The sequence below is a fragment of the Aureimonas phyllosphaerae genome (assembly GCF_047943035.1).
GTDB lineage: Bacteria > Pseudomonadota > Alphaproteobacteria > Rhizobiales > Rhizobiaceae > Aureimonas > Aureimonas phyllosphaerae.
On sequence record NZ_CP181348.1, the window covers coordinates 1049205 to 1072985 of the forward strand.

20 protein-coding genes are annotated in these 23781 nt (G+C 68.8%); 6 read left to right on the top strand and 14 right to left on the bottom strand.

From position 1 onward, the window contains the following. Nucleotides 1–20 precede the first annotated feature (20 nt). The 3 genes from ACLNGM_RS04795 to argB form a co-directional block, all read right to left on the bottom strand. A complete protein-coding gene (locus tag ACLNGM_RS04795; RefSeq protein ID WP_090963455.1) occupies nucleotides 21–752 on the bottom strand; it encodes a pyrimidine 5'-nucleotidase in 732 nt (243 codons plus the stop codon). Between the two features lie 50 nt (nucleotides 753–802). Further along, entirely contained in the window at nucleotides 803–1963 is a 1161-nt protein-coding gene (locus ACLNGM_RS04800) for an OprO/OprP family phosphate-selective porin (RefSeq protein ID WP_416357419.1), read from the bottom strand. Nucleotides 1964–2072: 109 nt separating this feature from the next. After that, nucleotides 2073–2957, bottom strand: a complete 885-nt coding sequence (gene argB, locus ACLNGM_RS04805) for an acetylglutamate kinase (RefSeq protein ID WP_055891933.1) — start codon at nucleotides 2955–2957, stop codon at nucleotides 2073–2075. 196 nt (nucleotides 2958–3153) lie between these two features. Between argB and ACLNGM_RS04810 the strand changes: the two genes are divergently transcribed. Continuing rightward, on the top strand, nucleotides 3154–3969 hold the full coding sequence (locus tag ACLNGM_RS04810; RefSeq protein ID WP_416357420.1) for a hypothetical protein: 816 nt from the start codon (nucleotides 3154–3156) through the stop codon (nucleotides 3967–3969). Nucleotides 3970–3979: 10 nt separating this feature from the next. On the opposite strand, the gene ACLNGM_RS04815 is transcribed toward ACLNGM_RS04810, so the two are convergent. From ACLNGM_RS04815 to ACLNGM_RS04825, 3 genes are all read right to left on the bottom strand, one after another. After that, complete coding sequence (locus tag ACLNGM_RS04815; RefSeq protein WP_416357421.1) at nucleotides 3980–6598, bottom strand: response regulator; 2619 nt, start codon at nucleotides 6596–6598, stop codon at nucleotides 3980–3982. Between the two features lie 111 nt (nucleotides 6599–6709). Continuing rightward, nucleotides 6710–7891: a fumarylacetoacetate hydrolase family protein gene (locus tag ACLNGM_RS04820; protein WP_416357422.1), complete on the bottom strand. Its 1182-nt coding sequence runs from the start codon at nucleotides 7889–7891 to the stop codon at nucleotides 6710–6712. A gap of 107 nt (nucleotides 7892–7998) precedes the next feature. Then, on the bottom strand, nucleotides 7999–9453 hold the full coding sequence (locus ACLNGM_RS04825) for a phospholipase D-like domain-containing protein (protein WP_416357423.1): 1455 nt from the start codon (nucleotides 9451–9453) through the stop codon (nucleotides 7999–8001). A gap of 262 nt (nucleotides 9454–9715) precedes the next feature. On the opposite strand from ACLNGM_RS04825, the gene ACLNGM_RS04830 reads away from it, so the two are divergent. Beyond that, nucleotides 9716–11332, top strand: coding sequence for a flagellin (locus ACLNGM_RS04830; protein ID WP_416357424.1), 1617 nt, complete (start codon nucleotides 9716–9718; stop codon nucleotides 11330–11332). Nucleotides 11333–11431: 99 nt separating this feature from the next. Here ACLNGM_RS04830 and ACLNGM_RS04835 read toward each other — a convergent pair whose 3' ends face one another. The 7 genes from ACLNGM_RS04835 to ACLNGM_RS04865 all read right to left on the bottom strand — a co-directional run bounded on the left by ACLNGM_RS04835 (nucleotide 11432) and on the right by ACLNGM_RS04865 (nucleotide 16356). After that, the gene (locus tag ACLNGM_RS04835) at nucleotides 11432–12796 is read right to left on the bottom strand and encodes an esterase-like activity of phytase family protein (protein WP_416357425.1); all 1365 of its coding nucleotides are present in this window, start codon (nucleotides 12794–12796) and stop codon (nucleotides 11432–11434) included. Between the two features lie 93 nt (nucleotides 12797–12889). Next, nucleotides 12890–13054, bottom strand: coding sequence for a hypothetical protein (locus tag ACLNGM_RS04840; protein ID WP_416357426.1), 165 nt, complete (start codon nucleotides 13052–13054; stop codon nucleotides 12890–12892). Nucleotides 13055–13114: 60 nt separating this feature from the next. Beyond that, complete coding sequence (locus ACLNGM_RS04845) at nucleotides 13115–13537, bottom strand: Fur family transcriptional regulator (RefSeq protein WP_090963470.1); 423 nt, start codon at nucleotides 13535–13537, stop codon at nucleotides 13115–13117. 97 nt (nucleotides 13538–13634) lie between these two features. Next, nucleotides 13635–14579 carry a metal ABC transporter substrate-binding protein gene (locus tag ACLNGM_RS04850; RefSeq protein ID WP_416357427.1) on the bottom strand — a complete coding sequence of 315 codons (945 nt, stop codon included), beginning with the start codon at nucleotides 14577–14579 and terminating at the stop codon, nucleotides 13635–13637. Nucleotides 14580–14603: 24 nt separating this feature from the next. Next, a complete protein-coding gene (locus ACLNGM_RS04855) occupies nucleotides 14604–15476 on the bottom strand; it encodes a metal ABC transporter permease (RefSeq protein WP_416357428.1) in 873 nt (290 codons plus the stop codon). After that, nucleotides 15473–16237: a metal ABC transporter ATP-binding protein gene (locus ACLNGM_RS04860; RefSeq protein WP_416357429.1), complete on the bottom strand. Its 765-nt coding sequence runs from the start codon at nucleotides 16235–16237 to the stop codon at nucleotides 15473–15475. Before ACLNGM_RS04860 ends, ACLNGM_RS04855 begins: the two co-directional genes overlap by 4 nt. Next, on the bottom strand, nucleotides 16234–16356 hold the full coding sequence (locus ACLNGM_RS04865) for a hypothetical protein (protein WP_280141110.1): 123 nt from the start codon (nucleotides 16354–16356) through the stop codon (nucleotides 16234–16236). The genes ACLNGM_RS04860 and ACLNGM_RS04865 overlap by 4 nt, the downstream gene beginning before the upstream one ends. A gap of 245 nt (nucleotides 16357–16601) precedes the next feature. On the opposite strand from ACLNGM_RS04865, the gene mdoH reads away from it, so the two are divergent. The 4 genes from mdoH to ACLNGM_RS04885 all read left to right on the top strand — a co-directional run bounded on the left by mdoH (nucleotide 16602) and on the right by ACLNGM_RS04885 (nucleotide 21622). Continuing rightward, a complete protein-coding gene (mdoH, locus tag ACLNGM_RS04870; RefSeq protein WP_416357430.1) occupies nucleotides 16602–18389 on the top strand; it encodes a glucans biosynthesis glucosyltransferase MdoH in 1788 nt (595 codons plus the stop codon). A 13-nt stretch (nucleotides 18390–18402) separates the two neighbouring features. Continuing rightward, complete coding sequence (locus ACLNGM_RS04875) at nucleotides 18403–19236, top strand: bifunctional allantoicase/(S)-ureidoglycine aminohydrolase (RefSeq protein WP_416357431.1); 834 nt, start codon at nucleotides 18403–18405, stop codon at nucleotides 19234–19236. Between the two features lie 43 nt (nucleotides 19237–19279). Further along, nucleotides 19280–20308, top strand: coding sequence for an aldo/keto reductase (locus tag ACLNGM_RS04880; RefSeq protein WP_416357432.1), 1029 nt, complete (start codon nucleotides 19280–19282; stop codon nucleotides 20306–20308). 90 nt (nucleotides 20309–20398) lie between these two features. After that, nucleotides 20399–21622, top strand: coding sequence for a sensor histidine kinase (locus ACLNGM_RS04885; protein WP_416357433.1), 1224 nt, complete (start codon nucleotides 20399–20401; stop codon nucleotides 21620–21622). A 36-nt stretch (nucleotides 21623–21658) separates the two neighbouring features. Here ACLNGM_RS04885 and treS read toward each other — a convergent pair whose 3' ends face one another. Then, entirely contained in the window at nucleotides 21659–23725 is a 2067-nt protein-coding gene (gene treS, locus ACLNGM_RS04890; RefSeq protein ID WP_416357434.1) for a maltose alpha-D-glucosyltransferase, read from the bottom strand. Nucleotides 23726–23781 lie beyond the last annotated feature (56 nt).

Sequence of the window (23781 nt, forward strand, 5' to 3'; positions counted from 1 at the left end):
CGCCGGGGTTTTTTCGTCGATCAGGCGGCGGCGCGGATGCGGCGCAGGAACGCCGTCAGGTCGTCGGTCACGAAGTCGATATGGGCGCCCTCGCGGCCTTCGTGCTCCCAGGCATCGCCGAGCGCCGTCTCGAAATTCTCCGGCACGATCAGGACGGTGCGCATGCCGAGGCGCTTGGGCACCTCGAGGTTGCGCGCGAGATCCTCGAACATGGCGGCGCGCGCCGTGTCGATGCGGTGGAGCCCCATGAACTTGTCGTAGGTCTCGGCGGCGGGCTTGGGGATGAGGCCGGCCGCCACGATGTCGAAGACGTCCTCGAAATGCTCGAAGATGCCGAGCTGGCGCGCGGTGCGCTCGGCGTGGCCCCGGTCGCCATTGGTGAAGATGAACTTGCGTCCCGGCAGGGCCGCGATCTCGGCGCCGAGCTCGGGATTGGGCGCGAGCCACGAGTAGTCGATGTTATGGACATAGGCGAGGAAGGCGTCGGGATCGATGCCGTGCACCTCCATCAGCCCGCGCAGCGTGGTGCCGTACTGGCGATAGAACCCCTTCTGGACCGCCTTGGCCTCGTCGCGCGGCACCGACAGGAGTTCGGCCACATAGTCCGTCATCCGTGCGTCGATCTGCGAGAACAGGTCGGTGCGGCGGGGATAGAGCGTGTTGTCGAGGTCGAAGACCCAGGTGTCGACATGGGCGAAGTCGGCGGGGTCGGCGTCGCGCGTGCGGCCGATCGATGTGTCGGTGCTGTTCATGACCTCATTCGGCACGGGAGCGGGGCGCCGTCAACGCCAAAGCGCGGGGATCAGTAGATGAAGGCGGCGCGAAGCAGGGTGGCGTTCACCCGCTCGCCGTCGTCGGGCCCGTCGACCGTCCGGCTGTGGACGTGCGTCGCGGTGAAGCGGAGCTGGTCGGTCGGATACCAGTTGGCGATGGCGGTCGCGGCAAACTCGGCACCGGCGTCCGGCCCGTCGTCGGTGAGATCGAGATAATCGAACCGCCCGCCGATCTCCAGCGCGCCGAAGCCGCCCTCGCCGAGCCCGCGACGGGGCTCGATCTGCTCGAAGATGCCCGACTTGGCATCATAGGCGCGATGATCGGGAGTAAGGAAGACGAGCGCTCCGAGATAGCCGCCATGCGCCGTCGTCCCGCGTCGCCCGAACCCTTCGGCATGCTGCACCATGTACTGGCTCTGGAGGGTGAAGCGGCCGAGCGTCGCGGCAAGCTCGAGGTTAGCGCCTTGTGTCTTGCCCTTCGGCTCGAAATCATCGGTGGAGACGAGCGAAGCGGAGACGAAGTCGACCCCCGCGCCGCCCGACAGCGAGAAGGCTTCCTGCCGGTCGAACCCCGCCGAGAGGCCGAGGCCGAGATGCACGGCGTCGTCGCCTTCGAGATAGGGCGCGTAGGTGGCGCGCGCGGCAAGGCCGATGCCGTCGTCGAAGGGCTGGCGGTTGATGTCCGAGCCGAAGACGCCGCCCGACAGGCTCCAGCGATCGGCGCCGTAGAGGGCTGCCGCGCCCACCGCATCAGCCGGCGACAGGGTCTCGACCAGGGCGTCCTCGGCAAACAGGGCGGAGCGGCTGCCTTGGAGTTCCTGGAACGAGTAGGTCACGTCCTGTTGGCCGGCACGCAGCGTCACGGCGTCGCTCGGCGCGTAGTCGATGAAGGCGTAGGGCACCTCGACGCGGCCCGGCGTCGCAAAGTCGAGGACAAGGCGGCCGCCGAAATCGTCGTAGCCGAAATCGGTGTAGATGCGCGCCCGGCGGACCGAGCCCTCGCGGCGCTCGTCGTCGCCGAGGAGGTCGCGCGGATGCGAGGACGCCCAACCGCCATCGAGCTGCAGGAAGGGCGAGAAGGCGACGAACCTGTCCTCGTTGCCGAACCGCAAGGGGTCGGCACCCTCTTCGGCCGCTGCCGGCGCGACGGCGAGAAGGAGCGCGAGACCCGGGACGTAACGCGAAACCATCGGCGAACCTCTTCGAAGCGCAAGGGTGCGCTCCGTTATCGCCGACGGGATCGATCGGGGCGAGTGCGTTGCAGCAACAGGCGGGTCGCCCCGCCCCGTCATCGAACCGTCAGGGAACGATCAGCGTGCCGGCGCCGTGCTCAGTGAGAAGTTCGAGGAGCACCGCGTGCAGGACCTTGCCGTTGAGGATGACGACGCCTTGGACGCCGCGCTCGATCGCCTCAATGCAGGTCTCGACCTTCGGGATCATGCCGCCCGAGATCGTGCCGTCGGCGATGAGCGCGCGCGCCTGCGCCACCGACAGTTCCTTGATCAGCTGGCCGTCGCGATCGAGAACGCCCGGCACGTCGGTGAGGAAGAGGCAGCGCGCCGCCTGGACGGCGCCGGCGATGGCGCCCGCGAACGTGTCGGCGTTGATGTTGTAGGTCGCTCCGTCGCGGCCCGGTGCGACCGGCGCGATCACCGGGATCATCTCGGAGCGCGCGAGAAGGTCGAGGAGCGTGCGGTCCACCTCGACCGGCTCGCCGACGAAGCCGAGGTCGAGCACGCGCTCGATGCGCGAATCGGGGTCGACATAGGTCTTCTTGGCCTTCTCGGCGAAGACCATGTTGCCGTCCTTGCCGCACAGGCCGATCGCCCACTCGCCCTCGGCGTTGATGAGCGCGACGATCTCCTTGTTGATCGAGCCGGCCAGGACCATCTCGACGATCTCGACCGTGCGCTGGTCGGTAACGCGAAGGCCGCCCTCGAAGCGGCTCTCGATGCCCATCTTGGCGAGCATCGCGCCGATCTGCGGCCCGCCGCCATGCACCACGATCGGGTTGATGCCCGACTGCTTGAGAAGCGCGATGTCGCGCGCGAAGGCGCGGCCGAGCGTCTGGTCGCCCATGGCATGGCCGCCGTACTTCACCACCACCGTCTTGTTCTCGTAGGCCTGCATGTAGGGCAGAGCTTCGGCGAGAAGGTTGGCCTGCATGGCGGCGCTGTCGGTCATGGAGCGGCTCCCGGCGGGTGTCGTGGTTCGGTCGGCGCTCTGCCTAACCGTGATTCGTGACAGGCTCTAGACCAGGTCGCCCGGCAAAAGAAGGGCATCCCGCCGCGGCCACGCGCCGGACGGGTCGGGATCAACGAAGGATTAAACTTCCAATTGCAATTCTATGCCGGACCGAAGGGGGCCGGGAATCGAGACGATGCCGACGAAACGCATGCGCAGTCGGCCATCGAGGGCTCTGGCCACCCTTGCCGCGCTGTCCGGATTTCAACTCGGGAGCGTGGAGGAGGCCACGGCGGGTGCCTGGACGCTCGAGAAGGGGCGGGGCCTTGCGATCGTCTCGGCCGGCGGGTCCGAGGCGCGGGGCGCCTTCGGTGACAACCGGCGCCGCGCGCCCGTCTCGGGGTTCCGAAAGGCGGAGATCCAGGTTCTGGCCGAGTACGGCATCACCAACCGGTTCACCCTGCGCGGGCGCACTGAAGTCCGCCATCTCAGCTTCGAGGCGCGCAATGGAGAGACGGGGCTCGGCGTGTCGGAGGTCGGCGGCCGGTTCCGCCTGATGCAGCGCGGCGGCTTCGTCGCTTCAGCGGAAGCCAACCTTCGCATCGCCGAGGCCGATCCGGCGCTCGATCCCGGCGGCGCGGGGCTGCTTGCCGGCGAGGTCGAGGCGCGGCTTCTGGCCGGCTACGGCTTCACGATCGCCGGGCGCGACGCCTTTGCCGAGGCGCAGGGCGCCTACCGGACGGCCGGCGGGCTGACGGCCGACGAGATTCGGGCGGACCTCACGCTCGGGATCCGGGCGCGGCCCGACATCCTCCTTCTGGCGCAGAGCTTCTCGGTGGTCGGTCTGCCGAAGGATGGGCTGGAAGGCTTCGACCAGCACAAGCTGCAGCTCTCCGGCGTCTACGATGTCACCTCCGCCATTTCGGTGCAGGCCGGCGGCTGGAGCGCGGTCGCGGGCCGCAACGCGCTCGACGAGCACGGCTTGCTCGCCGCGCTCTGGCTCAAGTTCTAGCGGGTCCCCCTCAGGCCGGGACGCGCTGCGCCTCGAGAACACTCGCGATCGCCGCCTCGAGGTCCTCCATGCCGTAGGGCTTCGACAGGATGGTCACGCGCGGGTCCTCGCCGGGCGTCACGCCCGCGACATGGCGGTCGCCGGTCGCGAACACGATGCCCGTGCCGGGCTTCACCTTGCGCGCCTCGTCGGCAAGCTCCGTGCCCGACATGCCCGGCAGGTTCACGTCGCTGACGAGAACGTCGAAGGGCACGGTCTGGATCGCGGTAAGCGCGTCCTCGGCGCGGCCCGCCTCGAAGACGACGTAGCCGAGGTCCTTCAGCATGTCGGCCGTGTTCATCCGGATCAGGCCGTCGTCCTCGACCAGAAGCACCGTGCCCTTGCCGGTCGGCTCGGGTTTCGGGGCCGCGGCGCCGAGACCGCCGGTCTTCACGGTCGGCGCGTCCGCGGCGGCGGGCGCGAGCGCGGGGCCCTTGAGGGCGGCCCGGCGCGCGCCGTTCACCTGCGCCTGGTTGGCGAGGACGTGACGGAACTTCCGCGCCAGCGCCTCGCGCGTATAGGGCTTCGACAGGAGCTGCACGCCGGCATCGAGCCGGCCACCATGGACGATCGAGTTCTCGGTGTAGCCGGAGGTGAAGAGCACCGCGAGACCGGGCAAACGCTCCTTCGCCTTGCGGGCGAGCTCGGGGCTCTTCAGCTTGCCGGGCATCACGACGTCGGTGAAGAGGATGTCGATTGGAATGCCGCTTTCCACGACGTTGAGCGCCGACTGCGCGTCCACCGCCTTGAGGACGCGGTAGCCGAGGTCGGTCAGCATCTCGACGGCCGTGGCGCGCACCTCCTCGTCGTCCTCGACCACGAGCACCGTCTCGGTGCCGCCGGTCACCGGACCGGTGTCGACCGCGATCTCCTGGTCCTCGCTCTGCGTCGAGCGCGGCAGGTAGAGGCGGATCGTCGTGCCCTGGCCGACCTCGGAATAGATGTTCACATGGCCGCCGGACTGCTTCACGAAGCCGTAGACCATCGACAGGCCGAGGCCAGAGCCCTTGCCCTCGGCCTTGGTGGTGAAGAACGGCTCGAACACGCGCTCGATGACCTCGGGGCTCATGCCGGAGCCCGTGTCGCTGACCGCGAGCATCACGTACTGCCCGGCCGCCACCTCGTGCCGGCGCGCATAGTCGTCGTCGAGATGGGCGTTGCCGAGCTCGATCGTCAGCTTGCCCTGGCCCTCCATCGCATCGCGCGCGTTGATGGCGAGGTTCAGAAGCGCGTTCTCGATCTGCGTCGGGTCGATGAACGTGTTCCACAGACCGCCGCCGAAGACGGTCTCGACCTCGATGCCCTCGCCGATCGCGCGCCGCAGCATGTCGTCCATGCCGCGCACGAAGCGTGTGACGTTGACGACCTTGGGCTCCAGCGCCTGGCGCCGCCCGAAGGCGAGAAGCTGCGCGGCGAGCTTGGCCCCCCGCGAGACGCCGGCGAGCGCGTTGCGCACGCGCGTCTCGGCTCGCTCGTTGCCGGCGATGTCCTTCAGGAGAAGCTGGAGGTTGCCCGAGACGACCTGCAGGAGGTTGTTGAAGTCGTGCGCGACGCCGCCGGTCAGCTTGCCGACCGTCTCCAGGCGCTGCGAGCGGTTCAGCGCGGCCTCGACGGCGCGGCGCTCCTCGACGGCCTGCGCGACGCGATGCTCCAGCGTCTCGTTCAGCTGGCGCAGCTGCTCTTCGGCGCGCTGGCGATGGCGGATCTGGCGCTCCAGCACGCTCGCGTGCTCGCGCAGCTGCTCCTGCGCGAGGCGCTCCTCGGTGACGTCGGTGTGGACGCCGACCCACTCGCGCAAGGCTCCGTTGTCGTCGAGGATCGGCACCGCGCGGATCGCGAACTGGCGCCATTCGCCGGAGGCGACGCGCACCCGGTGCTCGAAGACGAAGGTCGAGCGCGCGGCGACCGCCTCGTTCCAGGCCGCGACCGTCGCGTCGGCGTCTTCGGGGTGCACGGCGGCCGCCCAGCCGAAGCCCTCGTACTCGGCCTGCGTCTGACCGGTCAGCGCAGACCAGCCTGGCTGCTCGCCGCTCATGCGCCCTTCGGCCGAATTGGTCCACAGCGTCGAGTGAATCGCGGCGACGGCGGCGCGGAAGCGGTCGTTGGAGCGGCGCAGCCCCTCGCGCTCGGTGCGCTCGATCACCGTGCACAGGACCCCGCCGATCCCGCCGTTTCCATCGCGGATCGGAGTGTAGAAGAGGTCGAACACGACGTCGCGCAGGGCGCCGTTGCGGTGGAGGCGCATCGGCTGGTCGCGATAGGTCTCGGCCCGGCCGGCAAGGCCGGTCTCAAGGATCCGGCGGTTCCAGTCCCAGATTTCCGGCCACACGTCCGGCACGGTGCCGCCGAAGGCCGCCGGGTGCTTGTCCCCGGCGATCTCGCGGTAGCCGTCGTTGTAGACCATCACATGGTCGGGTCCCCACATCAGGACCTTCGGGATCTGGGAATCCAGAACGGTGTCGACCACCGCCGACAGGGCCGCAGGCCAGTTCGCGCGGGGGCCGAGCGAGGTCGCCTGCCAGTCCGTCCGGTCCAGAAGCGCGCGCGACGTGACCGAGGCCTCCGGCTGAAGGTCGAGCGCTGCGCTCATGCTGGTGGTCCCCCGGTCCCTGGCGCCGCGAGGCGGCCTTTGAAGCTAACGCGTTGACATGCCGTCAAATTGCGGCTCCCGCAAGGCCGTTCGTGCAACGGGCCCCGCGGTTCAGGCCCCCCGGCCGAGCCATCCGCGTGCCGCCAGATAGTGCATCAGGTCCGTGATGCCATAGCGCCAAGGCTGCGCCTTGTCGGTGTGGGTGACGACGTTCTCCAGGCGGCCGAGGCGCGGCGAGGCGATCGAGACGCGGTCGCCGACCTTGTGGGTGAAGCCCTTGCCGGGCGCGTCGCGGTCCTCGACCGGCGCAAAGAGCGTGCCGAGATAGAGCATCATGCCGTCGGGATACTGGTGGTGGCGTCCCAGCGCCTGGCCCGCGAGATCGGCCGGATCGCGGCTGATCTCGCGCATCGAGGAATGGCCCTCGAGCCGGTAGCCATCGTCCGCGCCCTCGACGGTGAGCGTCAGTTCGGCGGTGCGCACGTCATCCAGCGTGAAGCCGTCGTCGAAGAGGCGCACGAACGGGCCGATCGCGCTCGAGGCGTTGTTGTCCTTGGCCTTGCCGAGAAGGAGGGCCGAGCGTCCCTCGACGTCGCGAAGGTTCACGTCGTTGCCGAGCGTCGCGCCGACGATCTGCCCCGTCGAGCTCACCGCGAGCACCACTTCGGGCTCCGGGTTGTTCCATTCCGAGGACGGCAGGATTCCGATCTCCGAGCCCCAGCCGACGCTCGACAAGACCGGCGCCTTGGTGAAGACCTCGGCGTCCGGCCCGATGCCGACTTCGAGATACTGCGACCAGTATCCGCGCTCCTGCAGGATGCGCTTCACCTCCGCGGCCTTGGGCGAGCCCGCCACGACGTCGGTCAGCGCCCCGCCGATCACCTCGCCGATCTCGCCGCGGATCGCGGCCGCAAGGCTGAGGTCGCCCTTGGCCCGCTCCTCGATCACGCGCTCGATCATCGAGCGGGCGAAGGTCACGCCGCAGGCCTTCACCGCCTGGAGATCGCACGGCGCGAGAAGCACGGCGCTCGCCTCGCGGTCCGGCCCGTTGCGGCGGCTGGCCTCGACGACCTCGGCAAGATCCCATTCGCGCCCGCCCGTCGCGGAGCGAAGGGCTCTGACCGGATCGGAGAGTTCCAGGAGCTGCGACAGGGTCGGGGCGGCACTGCTCACCTCCACCAGCGTCTGCCCGCGCACCGCGACGAGGACGGGACCGCCGGTCTCGGGATCAAAGAGGCGGCCGACCAGCGTCGCATGGGCCGCGTCGTCGGGAAGAAGGGAAAGGGAGCTCATGTCGTCCGTCCATCGCTTGCGGGCGAATCACCCGTCGGCGGGGAGGGGACGCCAGAACCGCCGTCCGGTGCAAGCGTGCGTCATGCTGCGCTGCGAAGGACGCGTCCTCACCGGCGTCGCGCGAGCGAGGCCAGCTTGTCGCGCCAGCCAACCGGACGCTCGGGATCGGCCATGTCGGATTCCGCCAGCGCCTCCTCGGCGGCGGTAAGGGGGCGCAGCGGCAACGGCTTCAGCCGCGCTTCGCCGAGTTCGTCGACGACGCGCGCGAGCCGCCCGCGATGGCGATCCAGCGCCTCGCGCAGCGTCTGCGGCAAGACGCCGAGGTGCTCGGCAAGCAGCCCGTCGCGCTTGGCGAGAATCATGCGGCGCGTCCCCTCCTCGCCGCTGCCGGCCTCGATGAGGAGGTCGCATTCGGTGTCGTAGCCCATGGACCGGTTGTTGAGGTTGGCCGAGCCGAGCTTCAGGAGGCGGTCGTCCACCACCATGACCTTGGCATGGACGTAGATCGCCGAGCCCGCCTCGTTCACGGGATAGCGGATGCGGAACCGGTCGAAGCGGTCGGCGCGCTTCAGGAGGCGCAGAAGGCGGATGCGCGCCGTGTCCATCGCCTTCGCCTCCAGCCAGCCGTCGGCCGTGTCCGGATTGATCACGACGATGTCGGGCCCGTGCGGCTCGGCGAGGCGCTCGGCGATCGCGAGCGCGATCTTGCGCGAGGCGAAGTACTGGCTTTCGATATAGAGATTGTCGCGCGCGGCGCCGATCGCGGCGAGCGTCGCCCGCTCGATCTCGGCGACCTGCGGCCGCGTCCCGAATTCGGGCGCGGTGCGCGCGATCCCGATGCGGACGGCCTCGAGATCGACGGCGAGCCCCTCCGGCCAGATCGCGTGCGCGCCGGCCAGCTGCGACAGGGTTTCGCCGGTGGCCTGCGTCCACCGATCGCGCGCCAGCTCGGCAAGGGCTTGGGCGGCTGGTCCGGTGACGCAGCTTGTCGCATCGTGCCAGGGGCCGAGCGGCGCGCCGCGCGGCGAGCGTCGTCCGGGGCGGTTCTCCTCGTGCTCGCGCGTGTCCCAGCGCCCGGTGGTCATGTCGATGCCGCCGCAGAAGGCGATCGTCTCGTCCACCACGAGGAGCTTCATGTGATGGGCGCCGAGCGGGGGATGGGCGCCGTCGAGCTTCAAGCGCACGCGACCGCCCATCATCCAGTTCAGCATGAAGACCGGCGTCTCGCCGCGTGCCAGCGAATTGAGGAGGCCGAGGTCCCATTTCAGGATGCGCACGTCCAGATCGGGACTGCGCTCGGCCAGCCAGTCGAGGAGCGGTCCGATCCGGTTCGGCCCGTCCAGCGTCTGGCGCTCGGGCTCGATCTCGATGCGCGCGTCGAAGTCCCAGCCGACGAGGAGAATCGAGTGACGCGCGGCCAGCATCGCCTGCTTGGCGTGGAAGAAGAAATCGGCGGCATCCACGATCATCGAGAAGCGCTCGGCGCGCGCGATGCGCCAGCACGTCTCGCCCTCGCGCAGGAACGCGCCGCCGCCCGCTTCGGCCTCGTCCGGTTTCGTCATCACGCGGCCCCGCCTCATGCCAGTCCTTGGTCCCCCCTCCGAAGATGGAGGGGCACCCGCCCGCGCCAACCCGCAGGGAGGGGCGATGCCTCGATCCGAAAATCTCCGCCGTTAGACCTTTGTTCAATCTCGACGGCTAGAACAGGACCTGCAGCAGCGAACGAGCCGGCCCAAGCGCCCCTCCCGCCAGGCATGATGCCGATGTTGCCCGACGGTTTCGACCGTCATGTCCCAACAGTTTGTTTTTACGGGACAACTTCACATGTCTTCCATCAACTTCAATTCCGCCGCAAACTCCGCGCTTCGGACGCTTCAGGCTTCGAACACCGCGCTCGATGCAACGCAGAAGCGCATCTCGACCGGCCTCACCATCGGTGAAGCGAAGGACAACGCGGCCTACTGGTCGATCTCGACCACGCTGAAGTCCGACAACAAGGCTCTGGGTACCGTCTCCGACGCGCTCGGCCTTGGTGCTGCGACCGTCGACACGGCGTATCAGGGGCTGAACGCCGCCAAGGACGTGCTTGACCAGATCAAGCAGAAGCTCGTCGCGGCCAGCCAGGACGGCGTCGATAAGTCGGCTGTTCAGGGCGAAATCGCCCAGTTGCAGAACCAGCTGAAGGCGATTGCCTCGTCCTCGACCTTCTCGGGCGAGAACTGGCTCTCCGTCGACTCGACGTCTGGCTCCTACAATGCCACGAAGTCGGTCGTTTCTTCCTTCAATCGCGCCGCTTCTGGTGCGGTTACGGTCGACACGATCCAGATCGACTCCAGCAGCTTCGTCCTCTTCGACGCCAATAGCGCAAAGGAAGGCATCCTGGATGCCGGCAAGGTTGGAAATACGGCTGTCAACGGTCTCGCGACCTCCACGATCGCTGCCGTTACGGCTGCAGGTGCGACCGTCACGCCTGCTGGTACGCTGAACGCCGCCAACATCACAGCTTCGACGTTCTCGGGTAGCGTAGTCTATAACGGGCAGACGTTCACCTTCAGTGGAACTGCGACGGCTACCAGCGCCGCTTCCTTGGCCACCATCATCGGATCGGCACAGGTTGGTGGTACCGGTCCGGCTCTGAGCACCCTCGTGACGGTCGATCCCGCGACGCTGGCCATCACGTCGAACGCTACCGGCTCCAGCCAGTCGCTTGCTGTGACGATCACGGCGGCTGCCGGTTCGGGTCTGAACATTGCGACCACCAACGGTACAGCAGGTATCGACGCCGGTCAGAAGAGCACGGCGGCAGCTTTCGGCTCGACTGCGCTCACGCTGGACAAGAACGACTCGATCGCGATGGTCGCGACGGTTGACGGCGTTGCCAAGAAGTTCTCGATCACTCGTTCGGCGGTCGATGCTGCTCTTGGCGCTGTCGCCGGGGGACGGATCGGTACGGCTGGCGCCTACGCTTCTGTGATCAACAAGGCTCTTCAGCAGGCAAACATCACCGGGATCGTTGCCTCTGCGACGAACACGGGTACGCCGGCGAACGATGCCGTGGTTCTGACCGCGAGCGGCGCAACGGCACTAACGGTCAATCCGGCGGTTGCCAGCAAGGGCACCAGCGTCCTCGGTATTGATGTTACGACCGCCGATCGCTCGACGATCGTCAACTACATCAACATCGTCAGCGATGCGACGAAGCAGATCACGGCGTCCGCTGCGACGCTTGGAGCTGTCACCGCTCGTCTCGATCTGCAGAAGACCTTCGTCCAGAACCTGATGGACACGATCGACAAGGGCGTTTCCGGCCTTATCGACGCGGACATGAACGAAGAGTCCACGAAGCTCCAGGCTCTGCAGGTCAAGCAGCAGCTCGGCGTGCAGGCCCTGTCGATCGCCAACCAGTCGGCGCAGAGCGTCCTGTCGCTCTTCCGCAGCTAAGAACGGGGACCCTGACGGGGCCGTCGCCTTCGGGCGGCGGTTCCCGGATGGGAGAAAGGGCTCCCGGACCATCTGGTCCGGGAGCCCTTTTCGTTGGTCTCAACGGGCGTTCAAAAACTCGCCCGCCTCGATCAGCACGAACTCGTTGTCGTCGGCGCGGTCGAGGGCGCGGCCGGCGGAATAGGGGAAGTTGTTGTCGTTGGCGACGACGATATGCGTGTCGTCCACCCGGTCGACGTTCTCGATCGTCACGAAGGGCATGTCGTAGACGCCATGCGTCGTGCCCTGGCGCGCCTTGCCCTCCGGGTCCTTCACGTCCAACAGGTCGAGATAGCCGATCTTTCGCACCGGCTGGCCGACATTCGCGTCGCTCATCTCGATCTTATAAATGCGCTTAAGCTTGGCGGGCGTCGCGAAGCAGTCCGGCTTTGGCTCGCCCGTGCAGCCCTGCGCGGCGCGGCCCGCTCCGTTGTCGCGCTCGATCACGAGGGCGGTGGTGGCGTCCAGCATGTTGAAGTCGCCGATCGCCACGCCGTCTCGGCTCAGTGGATAGATCCAGGAGCGGCCGGTCCAGTCGCCCTTCGCGGCGTCGAACTCGATGACGCGAAGCCCCGTGCGCCTGTCGGACGTCGCCTCGGTCTTGCCTTCGGCGTAGAGCGGGCCTTCCAGAAGCGCGTAGAGATGCGCCCCGTCGGGCGAGCGGGCGAGGCCCTCGAAGCCGCCGGAGCGCTTGAGGTTGAAGGCCGGCATGGGCTTGGCCGGATCGGCCGGCAACTGCAGCACGGGGTTGTCGGGCGACACGACCTTGGTCTCGCCGACGCGTGTCTCGTGGACGCTCTGGAGCCGGCCTTCACGGTCGAACTTCAGGAGCCAGGGGCCGAACTCCTCGCCGACATAAAACCCGTCCGCGACCGGCTGGATCGATTCGACGTCGAAGTCGGCGCCCGTCAAGTAGCGCTTGTCGGCCCCTTCCATCGCGATCGGGAAGGGCGCCTTGCGATCGGGATCGGACAGGAACACCGTCTCGCGGCGGTCGACCGTCCCCTTGTCCCAGTCGATGGTGATGTGGTGCAGCATCAGCATCGCGTCGCTCGAGTTCGCCTTGGAGCCGAACCCGTTGTCGGAGAGCGTCCAGAACGTGCCGTCGTCCATCCGGCGGATGCCGGAGAAGCCCTGCACGGCCTGACCCCCGAGCGGCAGCGAGACGCCGGTCGGGCGTACGCCGTCCTTGCCGGGCACGGTGCCGAGGGCGTCCGCGCGGCGGCGGTCGGGCGTCGTGAACTTGCCGGCCTGACGCAGGTGCGCGGGGGCGTCGGCGGGGGCGGCGACCTGCGTGTCGGCGGGCAGGACGGCCTGCGCGGACAAGGTCGCCGGAAAGGCCTGACCTTCGGCGTCCTGAGCCTGCGCGTGGGCGGCGGTGCCGAGGGCGAGGAGCGCGAGGCTCGCGGTGAAAAGCGTCTTCATCGGTGTCGGTTTCCTGTTGGCCGGACGGCCGGGAAACCAACCCAAAAGCATGACAGCCGCACGACGAAGCGGTGACGCCCCGATGATGGATCGTCAGTCGCGCCGTGTGTCCGGCTCGCGGTCGCGCTCCTCACCGGGGAGCGGCTCGGGCACTGTCCCAGCCTCCTCGCCAGGCAGCGGCCGATCCTCGTCGTCGCCGCGGCGGCGGATCTCCTCGATATCGGGGGTGATGGGGCTCGCGCCGGGAATTCGGCTCATGGACGACCTCTGATCGCGTTCGAAGACGCCAAGTGCCGTCCGGCCGTCATGGTTCCCGCCTCAGGCGCAGGCGGCGCACAGGCCCTTGATCTCGACCGTCGTGCGCTTCGGAACGAAGCCCCGCTCGCCGGCCCAGCCGGCGAGGCGCGCCTCGACCGCGGCATCGGCGAACTCGGTCACCGCGCCGCATTTCTCGCAGATCGCGAAGGCCGTGAGGGCATGGGCGCAGGCGTGGGGATGGGCGCAGGCGACGAAAGCGTTGAGGCTCTCCAGCCGGTGCACGAGCCCGGTCTCCAAAAGCTTCTCCAGCGCGCGGTAGACCTGGGGCGGCGCGCGCAGCCCCTCCTCGCGCAGCGCGTCGAGGATGGAGTAGGCGCTGAGCGGCCCGTCCGCCTGCTCCAGGATGTCGAAGACGAGCTTCTGGTTGCGCGTCAGCGCCTTCTCGGCGCCGGCCGTATGAGAGTGGTGATGGTCGTGGCTCACGCTCGATGGTCTCCCGCAAGACTGTGCGCAACCCGCGCGTCCCGCCCCTGATATGGCGGCGATCGGCACCCGGCGAAAGGGTGCCGATCGTCTCGGCTCAACTCGTCTTCAGCGCCTTGGCGAGTTCGCCGGCGTTGTGGCGGAACATGTCGAGATAGGTCGGGGCCGGGCCGTCCGGCGCCGACAGGCTGTCGGAAAAGAGCGACCCGCCGATCTCGGCGCCGGTCTCGGCCGCGATCCGCTCGACGAGGCGCGGATCCGAGATGGTCTCGACGAACACGGCGCGGATCTTCTCGTCGCGGATCTGGTCGATGATGCGGGCGACGTCGGCCGCCGAGGCCTCGGCCTCCGTCGACACGCCGTTCGGCGCGATGAAGGCGATGCCATAGGCCTTGCCGAAATAGCCGAAGGCGTCGTGTGAGGTGACGACCTTGCGCGCCTCGGCCGGCACGTCGTCGAGCTCGGCGCGGATCTGCGTATCGAGCGCCTTCATCTCGGCGATATAGGTCGCGCCGTTCGCCTCGTAGTCGCCGGCATTGGCGGGGTCGGCGGCCTTCAGGGCCTCGACGATGTTGCGGGCGTAGATCTGGCCGTTGGCAAGGTCCTGCCAGGCGTGCGGGTCGTTCGGGCCGTGGTCGTGGCCGGCATGATCGTGGTCGTGGTCGTGGTGACCTTCGTGCTCTTCCTCGGAAAACGCGATCGGGGTTACGCCCGTGGCCGCCACGGCGGTCTCGCCGGTGAAGCCGGACGTCGCGACGAGGCGCGGCAGCCAGCCCTCGAACTGCAGGCCGTTGGTGACGAGGAGCTTCGCGCGTCCCAGCGCGCGCGCGTCGGCCGGCGTCGGCTCGAACACGTGGGCATCGCCGCCCGGACCGACGAGGGTGGTGACGGCGACGTGGTCGCCGCCGATGCGGCTCGTCATGTCGCCGAGGATCGAGAACGAGGCAACGACGGGCAGGGGCTCCTGCGCATGGGCGGTGCCGAGCGACAGGATCGCAGCGGCACCGGCGGCAAGACCGAGAAACAGACGGCGATGGATCATGGGAGAGTCTCCGGTTGGAGGGGGTCAGCCCGCCACCAGTCCGCCCCGGAGGGCGCGGGCGGCGAGGCTGTCGATGCGCCCGACGAGAACCGACAGGGCGTAGAGGGCGCTCGCCGACAGGATGATCGCCGGCGAGGCGGGAAGGCTGAGATGATAGGAGGCGAGGAGGCCGGCGACGGAGGACAGGAGGCCGACGAGGATCGCGACCATCATCTGGCCCGGCACCGATTCGGCCCAGAACCGCGCGGCGGTCGCCGGCAGCATCATGATGCCGACCACCATCAGGGTGCCGAGCGCCTGAAAGCCACCGACGAGATTGAGGACCACGAGCGCCACGAAGCCCATATGGACGACGCCCCCCCATCCGCCGACCGCGCGAAGGAAGCCGGGATCGAGGCATTCCACGACCAGCGGCCGGTAGATCGCGGCGAGCGCCAGCATGGTGAGCGAGGCGATCGAGGCCATCAGGAAGAGCGCGGCGTCGTCGAGCCCGAGCACGGTGCCGAAGAGGACGTGGAGGAGGTCGATGTTGGAGCCGCGCACCGAGACGAGGAGGACGCCGAGCCCCAGCGAGAACAGGTAGAAGGCGGCAAAGCTCGCGTCCTCGCGCAAGGTCGTGTAGCGCGACACGAGACCGGCGAGGAAGGCCACGGTGAGGCCCGTCAGGATGCCGCCGAGCGTCATGGCGAAGAGCGAGAAGCCGGCGACGAGGAAGCCGACCGCCGCGCCCGGCAGGATGGCATGCGCCATCGCGTCGCCGACGAGGCTCATGCGTCGCAGCACGAGGATCACGCCGAGCGGGCAGGCGCCGAGGCACAGCGCGAGGCACCCGGCGAGGGCCCGGCGCATGAAGGCATAATCGGTGAAGGGCGCGAGCGCGAGGTCGTGGAGGCTCATGCGGCGCGGCTCCCGAGCGCTTCGGCCTGCGTGTCCAGACCTTCGCTGAGAGCCTGGGCGCGCGCGAGGTTGGCATGGGCCAGCGCGTCGCCCGTCGGGCTCCAGGCGACGCGCTCGCGCGCCAGAAGCAGCGTCTCGGGGAAGTATTCGCGCACGAGGTCCATGTCGTGGAGGACGGCGATCACGGTCCGCCCCTCGCCGTTCCAGCGCTTCACGAGGTCCATGAGATCGCGCGTCGTGCGCGCGTCGATCGCGGTGAAGGGCTCGTCGAGAAGGAGGAGGCGGGCGTTCTGGAGGAGAAGGCGCGCGAAGAGCGCGCGCTGCAGCTGGCCGCCCGACAGGGTGCCGATCAGCCGGTCTTCCAGCCCTTCGAGGCCGACGGCGGCGATCGCCCCCTCCACCTCGCCCGTGAGGTCACGGCCGATGCGCCCGAACGGGCCGGTGCGGCGCCAGAGGCCAAGCGAGACGAGGTCGAGGACGCTGATCGGGAAGGTCCGGTCGAGATCGCCGACCTGGGGGAGGTAGCCGATGTCGCGGCGGCGGACGCCGTCCACCCGCACCTTGCCGCCGGCGGCGCGAACCGAACCCATGATGCCCTTGAGAAGGGTCGACTTGCCCGCCCCGTTCGGACCGACGATGGCCGTCATCGAGCCCGGCGCGAAGCGGCCCGACAGGCCGCGCACGGCCGGGCGCCGCCGGTAGGCGAGCGTCAGGTCGCTGAGTTCGACGGAGGGCGCGACGGCCGAAACGTTCGCCTTCACGCCGCGACCGCCCAGGCAACGACGCCCCAGAGAACCAGCGTTGCCAGAAACGCGACGGCAAGCCGCTCGAAGGCTGAGCGCCGCAGGACGGACGGAGTGCGGGAGGCGATGGGCGGCATAGGTCACGCAACGGCTTGAGGCGATGCGAGTGATATAACATTACACTTGCTGGGAGCAACCCGCTTTCGAGATCGCTGGCACCGACGCCTCCATGATGCGACGGCCAAACAGCCGGGACTCGGCTTTGCCCGCCGCCGCGCCACATTCACGACGCGATGACAAGCGAGGCAGCAAGCGCTATGACGCGGCGCACGCGCTGCGACTGAAGCGTCGGCGTACATCCGCGCCAGAATCGGAACTTGAGATGGCTTTGGGCAGACTCCTCTTCGCGCTCACCGCCCTTGCGCTGGCGGCGCTGGCCGGCGTCCTCTTCGCGGTGGTCATCACCGCCAACGGCACGACCTGGCTCCATGTCATCCAGATCGTGCTGCTCGCGATCTGCTGCGTCTGGCTCGCCTGGGGCTTCAATACGGCGGTGACCGGCATCCTGTTCGGCCGGACGCGCAAGCGCGAGCGCCGCACCGGCCTGCCGCCCGCCTCGCAGCACAAGACCGCGATCCTCGTGCCGGTCTACAACGAGGACGCCGGCGCCGTGATGGCGCGCGTCGCCGCTATGATCGAGGGGCTGCGCTTCATCCGGCGCATGGACAACTTCGTGTTCTTCGTCCTGTCGGATTCGACCAAGCCGGAATGCGTGGCGGACGAGAAGCGCACGATCCTGAAGCTCGCCGGCGAGCTCGAGACCGGCTCGATCCTGTTCTACCGAAACCGGGTCAAGAACACGAACCGCAAGGCCGGCAACATCGAGGACTACGTCACCAACTACGGCGGCGCCTACGAGTACATGATCGCGTTGGATGCCGACAGCCTGATGCGGCCGGAGACGCTGGTCGAGATGGTGGCGCGCATGGACGCCGACCCCGAACTCGCGCTGCTCCAGACCCAGCCGCTGATCATCGGCCGCAAGACGCTGTTCGGGCGTGCGCTGCAGTTCTCGGCCGCGCTCTACTCGCCGATCTTCTCGCGCGGCATCGCCGCCCTCCAGGGGCGCGAGGGTCCGTTCTGGGGCCACAACACCATCATCCGCACCCGCGCCTTCGCCGACTGCTGCGGCATGCCCAAGCTTTCGGGCACCCCGCCCTTCGGCGGCCTGATCCTATCCCATGACTTCGTGGAGGCCGCGCTCCTGTCGCGCTCCGGCTGGAAGGTGCGTCTCGACCCCGACCTCGAAGGCTCTTTCGAGGAAGCGCCCGCCAACATCATCGAATACGCCAAGCGCGACCGGCGCTGGTGCCAAGGCAACCTCCAGCACGGGCGGCTTCTCGGCGCGCCGAACCTGAAACTCTGGAGCAAGGTGTCGATGATTTCCGGCATCATGGCCTACGCGGCCTCGCCGATCTGGCTCCTGTTCCTGATCGCCTCGATGCTCGATCCGGTTCTGGCGCCCGCACCGAACTACTTCCCCGCCGACAGCCTGTTCCCGGTCTTCCCGACGCCCGAGACCGGCAAGGCGCTGCTTCTCCTCCTCGGCATCTTCCTGCTCCTCCTTCTGCCCAAGACGCTGATCGCCTTCCACACGGCGATGTCGCGGCGCGCCTCGCGCTTCGGCGGCGGCTGGGCGGTGCTGCTCGGGGCCACCTGCGAGCTGATCCTGACCAGCGCGCTCGCCCCGATCATGATGCTGTTCCAGTCGAAGGCGGTCGCCGAGATCCTGATGGCGCGCGACAGCGGCTGGCCGGCGACCGAGCGCGAGGACGAGGGCCTGCCCCTGTCGGCGGCCTTCGCGGCCAGCTGGTGGATGATGATCGCGGGCGCCGTGCTCGGCACCGTCGCCTACATCTACTCGCTGCAGCTCTTCCTCTGGGTCTGCCCGATCGCGATCCCGCTCTTCCTCGCGCCCTTCTTCATCTCGCTGACGGGCGATCCGGGCCTTGGCGAAAAGGCGCACAAGCTGTCGATCTTCGACACGCCCTTCGAGACCGATCCCGAGCCGGTGATCCGCGCCGCCGCCGTCTGGCACGCCCGCCTGTCGGCGAGCCCGGAGGAGCGCAAGGACAAGGTCGAGACGGCCGGCGTGCCGCAACCCGCCTGAGGAGACGCCCGTCATGACGTCCGATAACCGCACCTATCACGCCGTGCGCGGCGGACTGCCGCCGCAGACCCAGCTGACCCGCCAAAGCGCCGTCTTCACCGACGCCTATGCCGTCATCCCCGGCGGCACGATGGCCGACATCACGGCGAGCGCCCTGCCGTTCTGGGAGGGCACGCGCGCCTGGATCATCGCCCGGCCGCTGTCGGGCTTTGCCGAGACCTTCTCGCAATATGTGATGGAAGTGCAGCCCGGCGGCGGCAGCGACCGGCCGGAGCCGGATGCCGGGGCCGAAGGCGCGCTCTTCGTCACCGAGGGCGAGGCGACGGTCACCGTCGACGGCACCGAGCATGCTCTTGCCGCGGGCGGCTTCGCCTTCCTGCCGGCCGGCAGGGCCTGGCGCTTGCGAAACCGGGGCAGCGTGCCTGCGCGCTTCCACTGGATCCGCAAGGCCTACGAGGCGGTGGACGGCCTCGGCGCGCCCGATCCGGTGTTCTCAAGCGACGCGGCGGTCGCCCCGTCGGTGATGCCGGACTGCGGCGGCGTGTGGGCGACGACGCGCTTCGTCGACCCCGCCGATCTGCGCCACGACATGCATGTGACGATCGTCACGCTGCAGCCCGGCGGCGTCATCCCGTTTCCCGAGACGCACGTCATGGAGCACGGTCTCTACGTGCTGCAGGGCAAGGGCGTCTATCTCCTGAACCAGACCTGGGTCGAGGTCGAGGCGGGCGATTTCATGTGGCTGCGCGCCTTCTGCCCGCAGGCCTGCTATGCCGGCGGGCCGGGCCCATTCCGGTATCTGCTCTACAAGGACGTCAACCGGCATCCCAAGCTGCGCTGGCGCTGAACAATCCGCATCGAGGCGGCGGGGGCCGCCAGGGGAGGGGACCATGAAGGCATCTGACAAGCGACATCTGAAGCGGGCCGGGGTCGAGGTGACGGCGCTCGGCATGGGCACGGCGCCGCTCGGCGGGCTCTACACGCCGGTGGCGCTCGCCGACGCGCGCGCCGCCATGCAGGCGGCCTGGGATGCCGGCATCCGCCATTTCGACACCGCGCCGATGTACGGCCTGACGCGCTGCGAGCACCTGACGGGCGAGCTCCTGCGCGAGGAGGCGCCGGACTCCTACGTCATCTCCACCAAGGTCGGGCGCCTGATGAGCTTCGACCGCCCCGGCCGCCAGCTGCCGCCCGAAGGGCCGAAGAACGAGTTCGATTCGGGCTGGAACAGCGGCCTCTCGTTCCGCGAGATCTTCGACTACTCCTACGACGCGATCCTGCGCTCCTACGACGACTCGCGCCAGCGCACCGGCTGCCCGAAGCTCGACATCCTGTTCGTGCACGACATCGGCCGGGTCACCCACGGCGAGACGCACGACCACCACTGGGGGGCACTGACCAAGGGCGGCGGCTTCCGGGCGCTGGAGGAGCTGCGGGCGGCCAAGCTCATCGCCGGGTTCGGCCTCGGAGTGAACGAGAACGAGGCTATCCTCGACGCGATGGAGGAGACCGACCTCGACGTCTGCCTCCTGGCCGGGCGCTACACGCTGCTCGACACTTCGGCGGCCGACAGGCTCCTGCCGAAATGCGTCGAGCGGGACGTCTCGCTGGTGGTCGGCGGCGTCTTCAATTCGGGCATCCTCGCCTCGTCGTCGGGGCGCAAGAAGTTCAACTATGTCGACGCGCCGGCCGAGATCATCGAGAAGGCCGACCGCCTGCGGGCGGAATGCGAGGCGTTCGGCGTGGCCCTGCCGGCCGCCGCGATTCAGTTCCCGATGCGCCACAAGGCGACCGGCAACGTGGTGATCGGCGCCAAATCCGCCGACCAGGTCCGCCAGAACGTCGCCTGGTTCGAGCAGGCGATCCCGGACGAGCTCTGGCAGAACTTGGAGAATAAGGGTCTCGTCGCCGCGGTCTGATGAGGGCGGCGCCCGGTTGCCTTGCGCGCCGGGCGCGCCACCCTTGGGACCGATAGCCGGCTGCACACCGTTCCCTCCGAGGGAAAGGGCATGCCGGGGCAAGACCGGATCGGTGAGCAGGACGGAGCGCGGATGGAAATCGAAGAGGCCAAGGGCCCAGCGCGGCGCGACGAGCTCGCCTATCGGCTGAAGCAGCAGAAGCTGCTCGCCGAGTTCGCACGCCTCACCCTCCAGGCGCCGGACCAGGGCGCCCTGTTCCAGGGCGTGACGGAGCTTTGTGCCCGCGGTCTCGAAGCACCCTACTGCAAGATTCTCGAATATCGGCCCGACAAGGACGATCTCCTGATGCGCGGCGGCTGGGGCTGGGGGCCGGGCGAGGTGGGCGTCACGACGCTCGGCGCCGATCTCGAATCGCCGGCCGGCTACGCCTTCCACACCGGCGAATCGGTGCTCTCGAACCACCTGACCGACGAGACGCGCTTCCGCACGCCCAAGCTCCTCGCCGACTACGGCATCCGGCGCGCGGTGAACGTCCTGATCGATCGCGGCGGACGCCACCAGAAGGCATTCGGCGTGCTCGAGGTCGACAGCCCCGACGCCGGTGACTTCGACGCGTCCGACGTCGATTTCCTGTCGGGCTGCGCGCGCATCCTCGGCGCCGCGATCGAGCGGGTCGAGACCGACCGGCACCTCAAGGAGGCGATCGAGACGCAAGGGATGCTGACGCGCGAGATGAACCATCGCGTCAAGAACAGCCTCGGCGTCGTCGCCGGCCTCCTGCGTGTCAACTCCAACGTCGTCGCCGACGCCAAGGCGAAGGCCGCGCTGGTGGACGCCGAGGCGCGGATCATGACGATCGCGCGGGTCCACGACCACCTGTGGAAGGGGGCGAGCGTCACCGAGGTCGACCTGTCGACCTTTCTCGACGACCTCTGCTCGCAGCTCGGCTTCGCGACCGCGGGGCTCGAGATCCAGTGCCGCGCCGACGCGGTGGTGGTCAGCGCCGACAAGGCGATCCCCGTCGGCCTCATCGTCAACGAGCTCGTCACCAACGCGGTGAAATACGCCTACGACGAGGGCCAGCCCGGCGTCGTCGAGGTCTCGCTCTGGCAGAAGGGCAGCCGCGCCATGGTGCGGGTGCGCGACCGCGGGCGGGGCCTGCCCGACAGTTTCGACCTCGAGGCCGCGCGCAAGAGCTTCGGCATCCGCGTGATCCTCAGCCTCGTGCGCCAGCTCGACGCCGAGCTGACGGTCGAGAGCGTGCCGCGCGGCGCCTCGTTTCTCCTGTCCTTCGACCCGGTCACCGGGTCCTGAGGCGACGACGGGCCCGCCGGAGCGGGCCCGAACCCGTCAGAGAACGGGCAGGGCGCCGACGATGCGCAGCGACAGGCCTTCCCAGGGGTCGAGCACGATGCGCAGCTCGCCGTTCTCGGTGAGGTCGCCCTCGATGGTCTCGCCGATCATGTCGACCACGGGGCCGGAGCGCACGTTCGGCAGGATCACGGTCTCGTCCACCGGGGCGCGGCCGAAGTTGAGGGCCGTGACCTGCGTGCCGCGCCCGTCCGGCAGCTCGTGCACCATCAGGAGGAGGCCCGGCGTCGTCACGTCGGGGATCATGGTCTGGCGGCTCGCGGCGATGCCGTAGGCCTCGCGCACGGCCAAGAGCCGCTTCAGCTGCGAGGCGAAGGAGCCGGGCTGGACGAGCTGCTCGTTGATCGGGCCGTAGAGCGCGCGGGCCCTCGGCAGGCCCTCGGCCGACGTCGCCGCCTCCGGGTTGAGACCGATGAGGTCGTAGGCGCCGCGCTCGATCCAGCGGGTGTCGCCGTCCTGCATGTGCTCGGCGACGGCTTCCGGGGGCAGCGGCAGGGCGCCGACGAGATCCCAGCCCGACAGGGCGAAGATGCCGGGCTGGAAGGCGTTGTACATGGCCATCAGAAGATGGCCGCGCTGGATCTCGGCCTTGTCCTCGTCGGTGATCGCCGACAGGTCGGTGATGCCGAGCGCCGCGGTGACGACGCTCGCCGAGGTGCAGGCGATGCCGTTGGTGACAAAGCGCAGGTTATAAGGCGCATTGGTGCCCGACAGCTTCTCGTACATCGTCTCGCGGATGCGGGTGCGTAGCGTACGGCCCTGCCAGGTCTGGCCGCCGAACGTGTAGATGTCCTCCGAATGGAGGGTCCAGAAGTGGACGAGCTCGGTGGTCAGCTCGTCGTGGTTCTGCATGGCGTGAATCAGCGAGGCCGGGTCGATGCCGAACTCGTGGACCATGCGCAGCATCATGCGCAGGAACTCGGTGTCGCCGGTCAGGAGTGCGTGCTGGTAGGCTGGTCGCGTGATGAAGTCGTAGGAGAGGTCCGCCCCGCCCTTCGACATCGACGCGATGTCGTCGACCGTGAGGTTCAGCTCCTGGAACGAGAAGCCGCCGGCCTTGCGGATCATGCCCGCGAGCAGCGCATTGCCGGTGACCGACAGGGGATGGCTTTCGGACCAGGCGGGGCCGTCGAGGCGCTTCTCGACGCCGAGGAACCCGTTGGCGTCGAGGCGCAGGCCCCGCGCGCCCATCTGGTCGATCGAATGGAGCGCGTCGCCGATGATCATCTGCTGGGCGGCGAACGAGGGGTCGAGCCAGTTGAGGCTCGGCTGGCCCTCCTTGAAGTAGTGCAGGTAGACCCAGCGCCGCGTCACGCCGTCGACGCCGGTGACGGGGCCGGTGGCGCTCCAGTCGGTTTCCTTGACGCCCGGCTCGAAGAAGATGACGCGCTGCAGCTGGCCGACGATGTAGCCCTTGTCGCGCAGGGCATCGACGGTCGGCGGCGACAGGTTCACCGCGTCGCGGCCATCGGGCACCGCCGGCAGCAGGCCCCAGTCCTCCTCAGGGATCGCCACCATGTGGTAGAGGCCGGGATAGGACGAATGGTTCATCTCGGCGAGGCGGAAGTCGACGCCCTTGCCGGTATGGGCCGGGATGACGTCGTCGATCACCACCGCGTTGTGGGCGGCCGCCATGCGCGAGATCGCGACGAACTCCTCGGCCGTGCCGAAGGACGGGTCGATGTCGAAGCCGATGCGGTCGAAGTTGCCGTCGATCGTCGGCGTGTAGTGGCCGTCGCGCCAACCGCCGGCGCGCTTCGTCGGTCCGGTGTGGATGCCGCGCACCCCGATCGAGGAGAGTGCCGACCAGAGCTGCTGGTCGCCGAGCGTCGCCAGAACCGTCTCGCCCGGCCGCGTCACGATCGAGGCGGGGTAGGCGGTGAACCAGACGGGCGCGACGGCCGAGGCGATGCGCGGGCGCGTCTCGGCATAGGGCCGCTGCCAGAAGCGACCCTGGCCGCCGTAGTTCTCGGCGAAGCGGCGCGCCTGGTGAAGCATCGAGGTCTCGACCATCTGGTCGACCGTGGCGGTGTCCGGTGCGCTCATCGAGGCTCTGCCCTTCTGGTCTCTCGTGTCGCAAGGGGGAGACCTGTCCGGCGCCG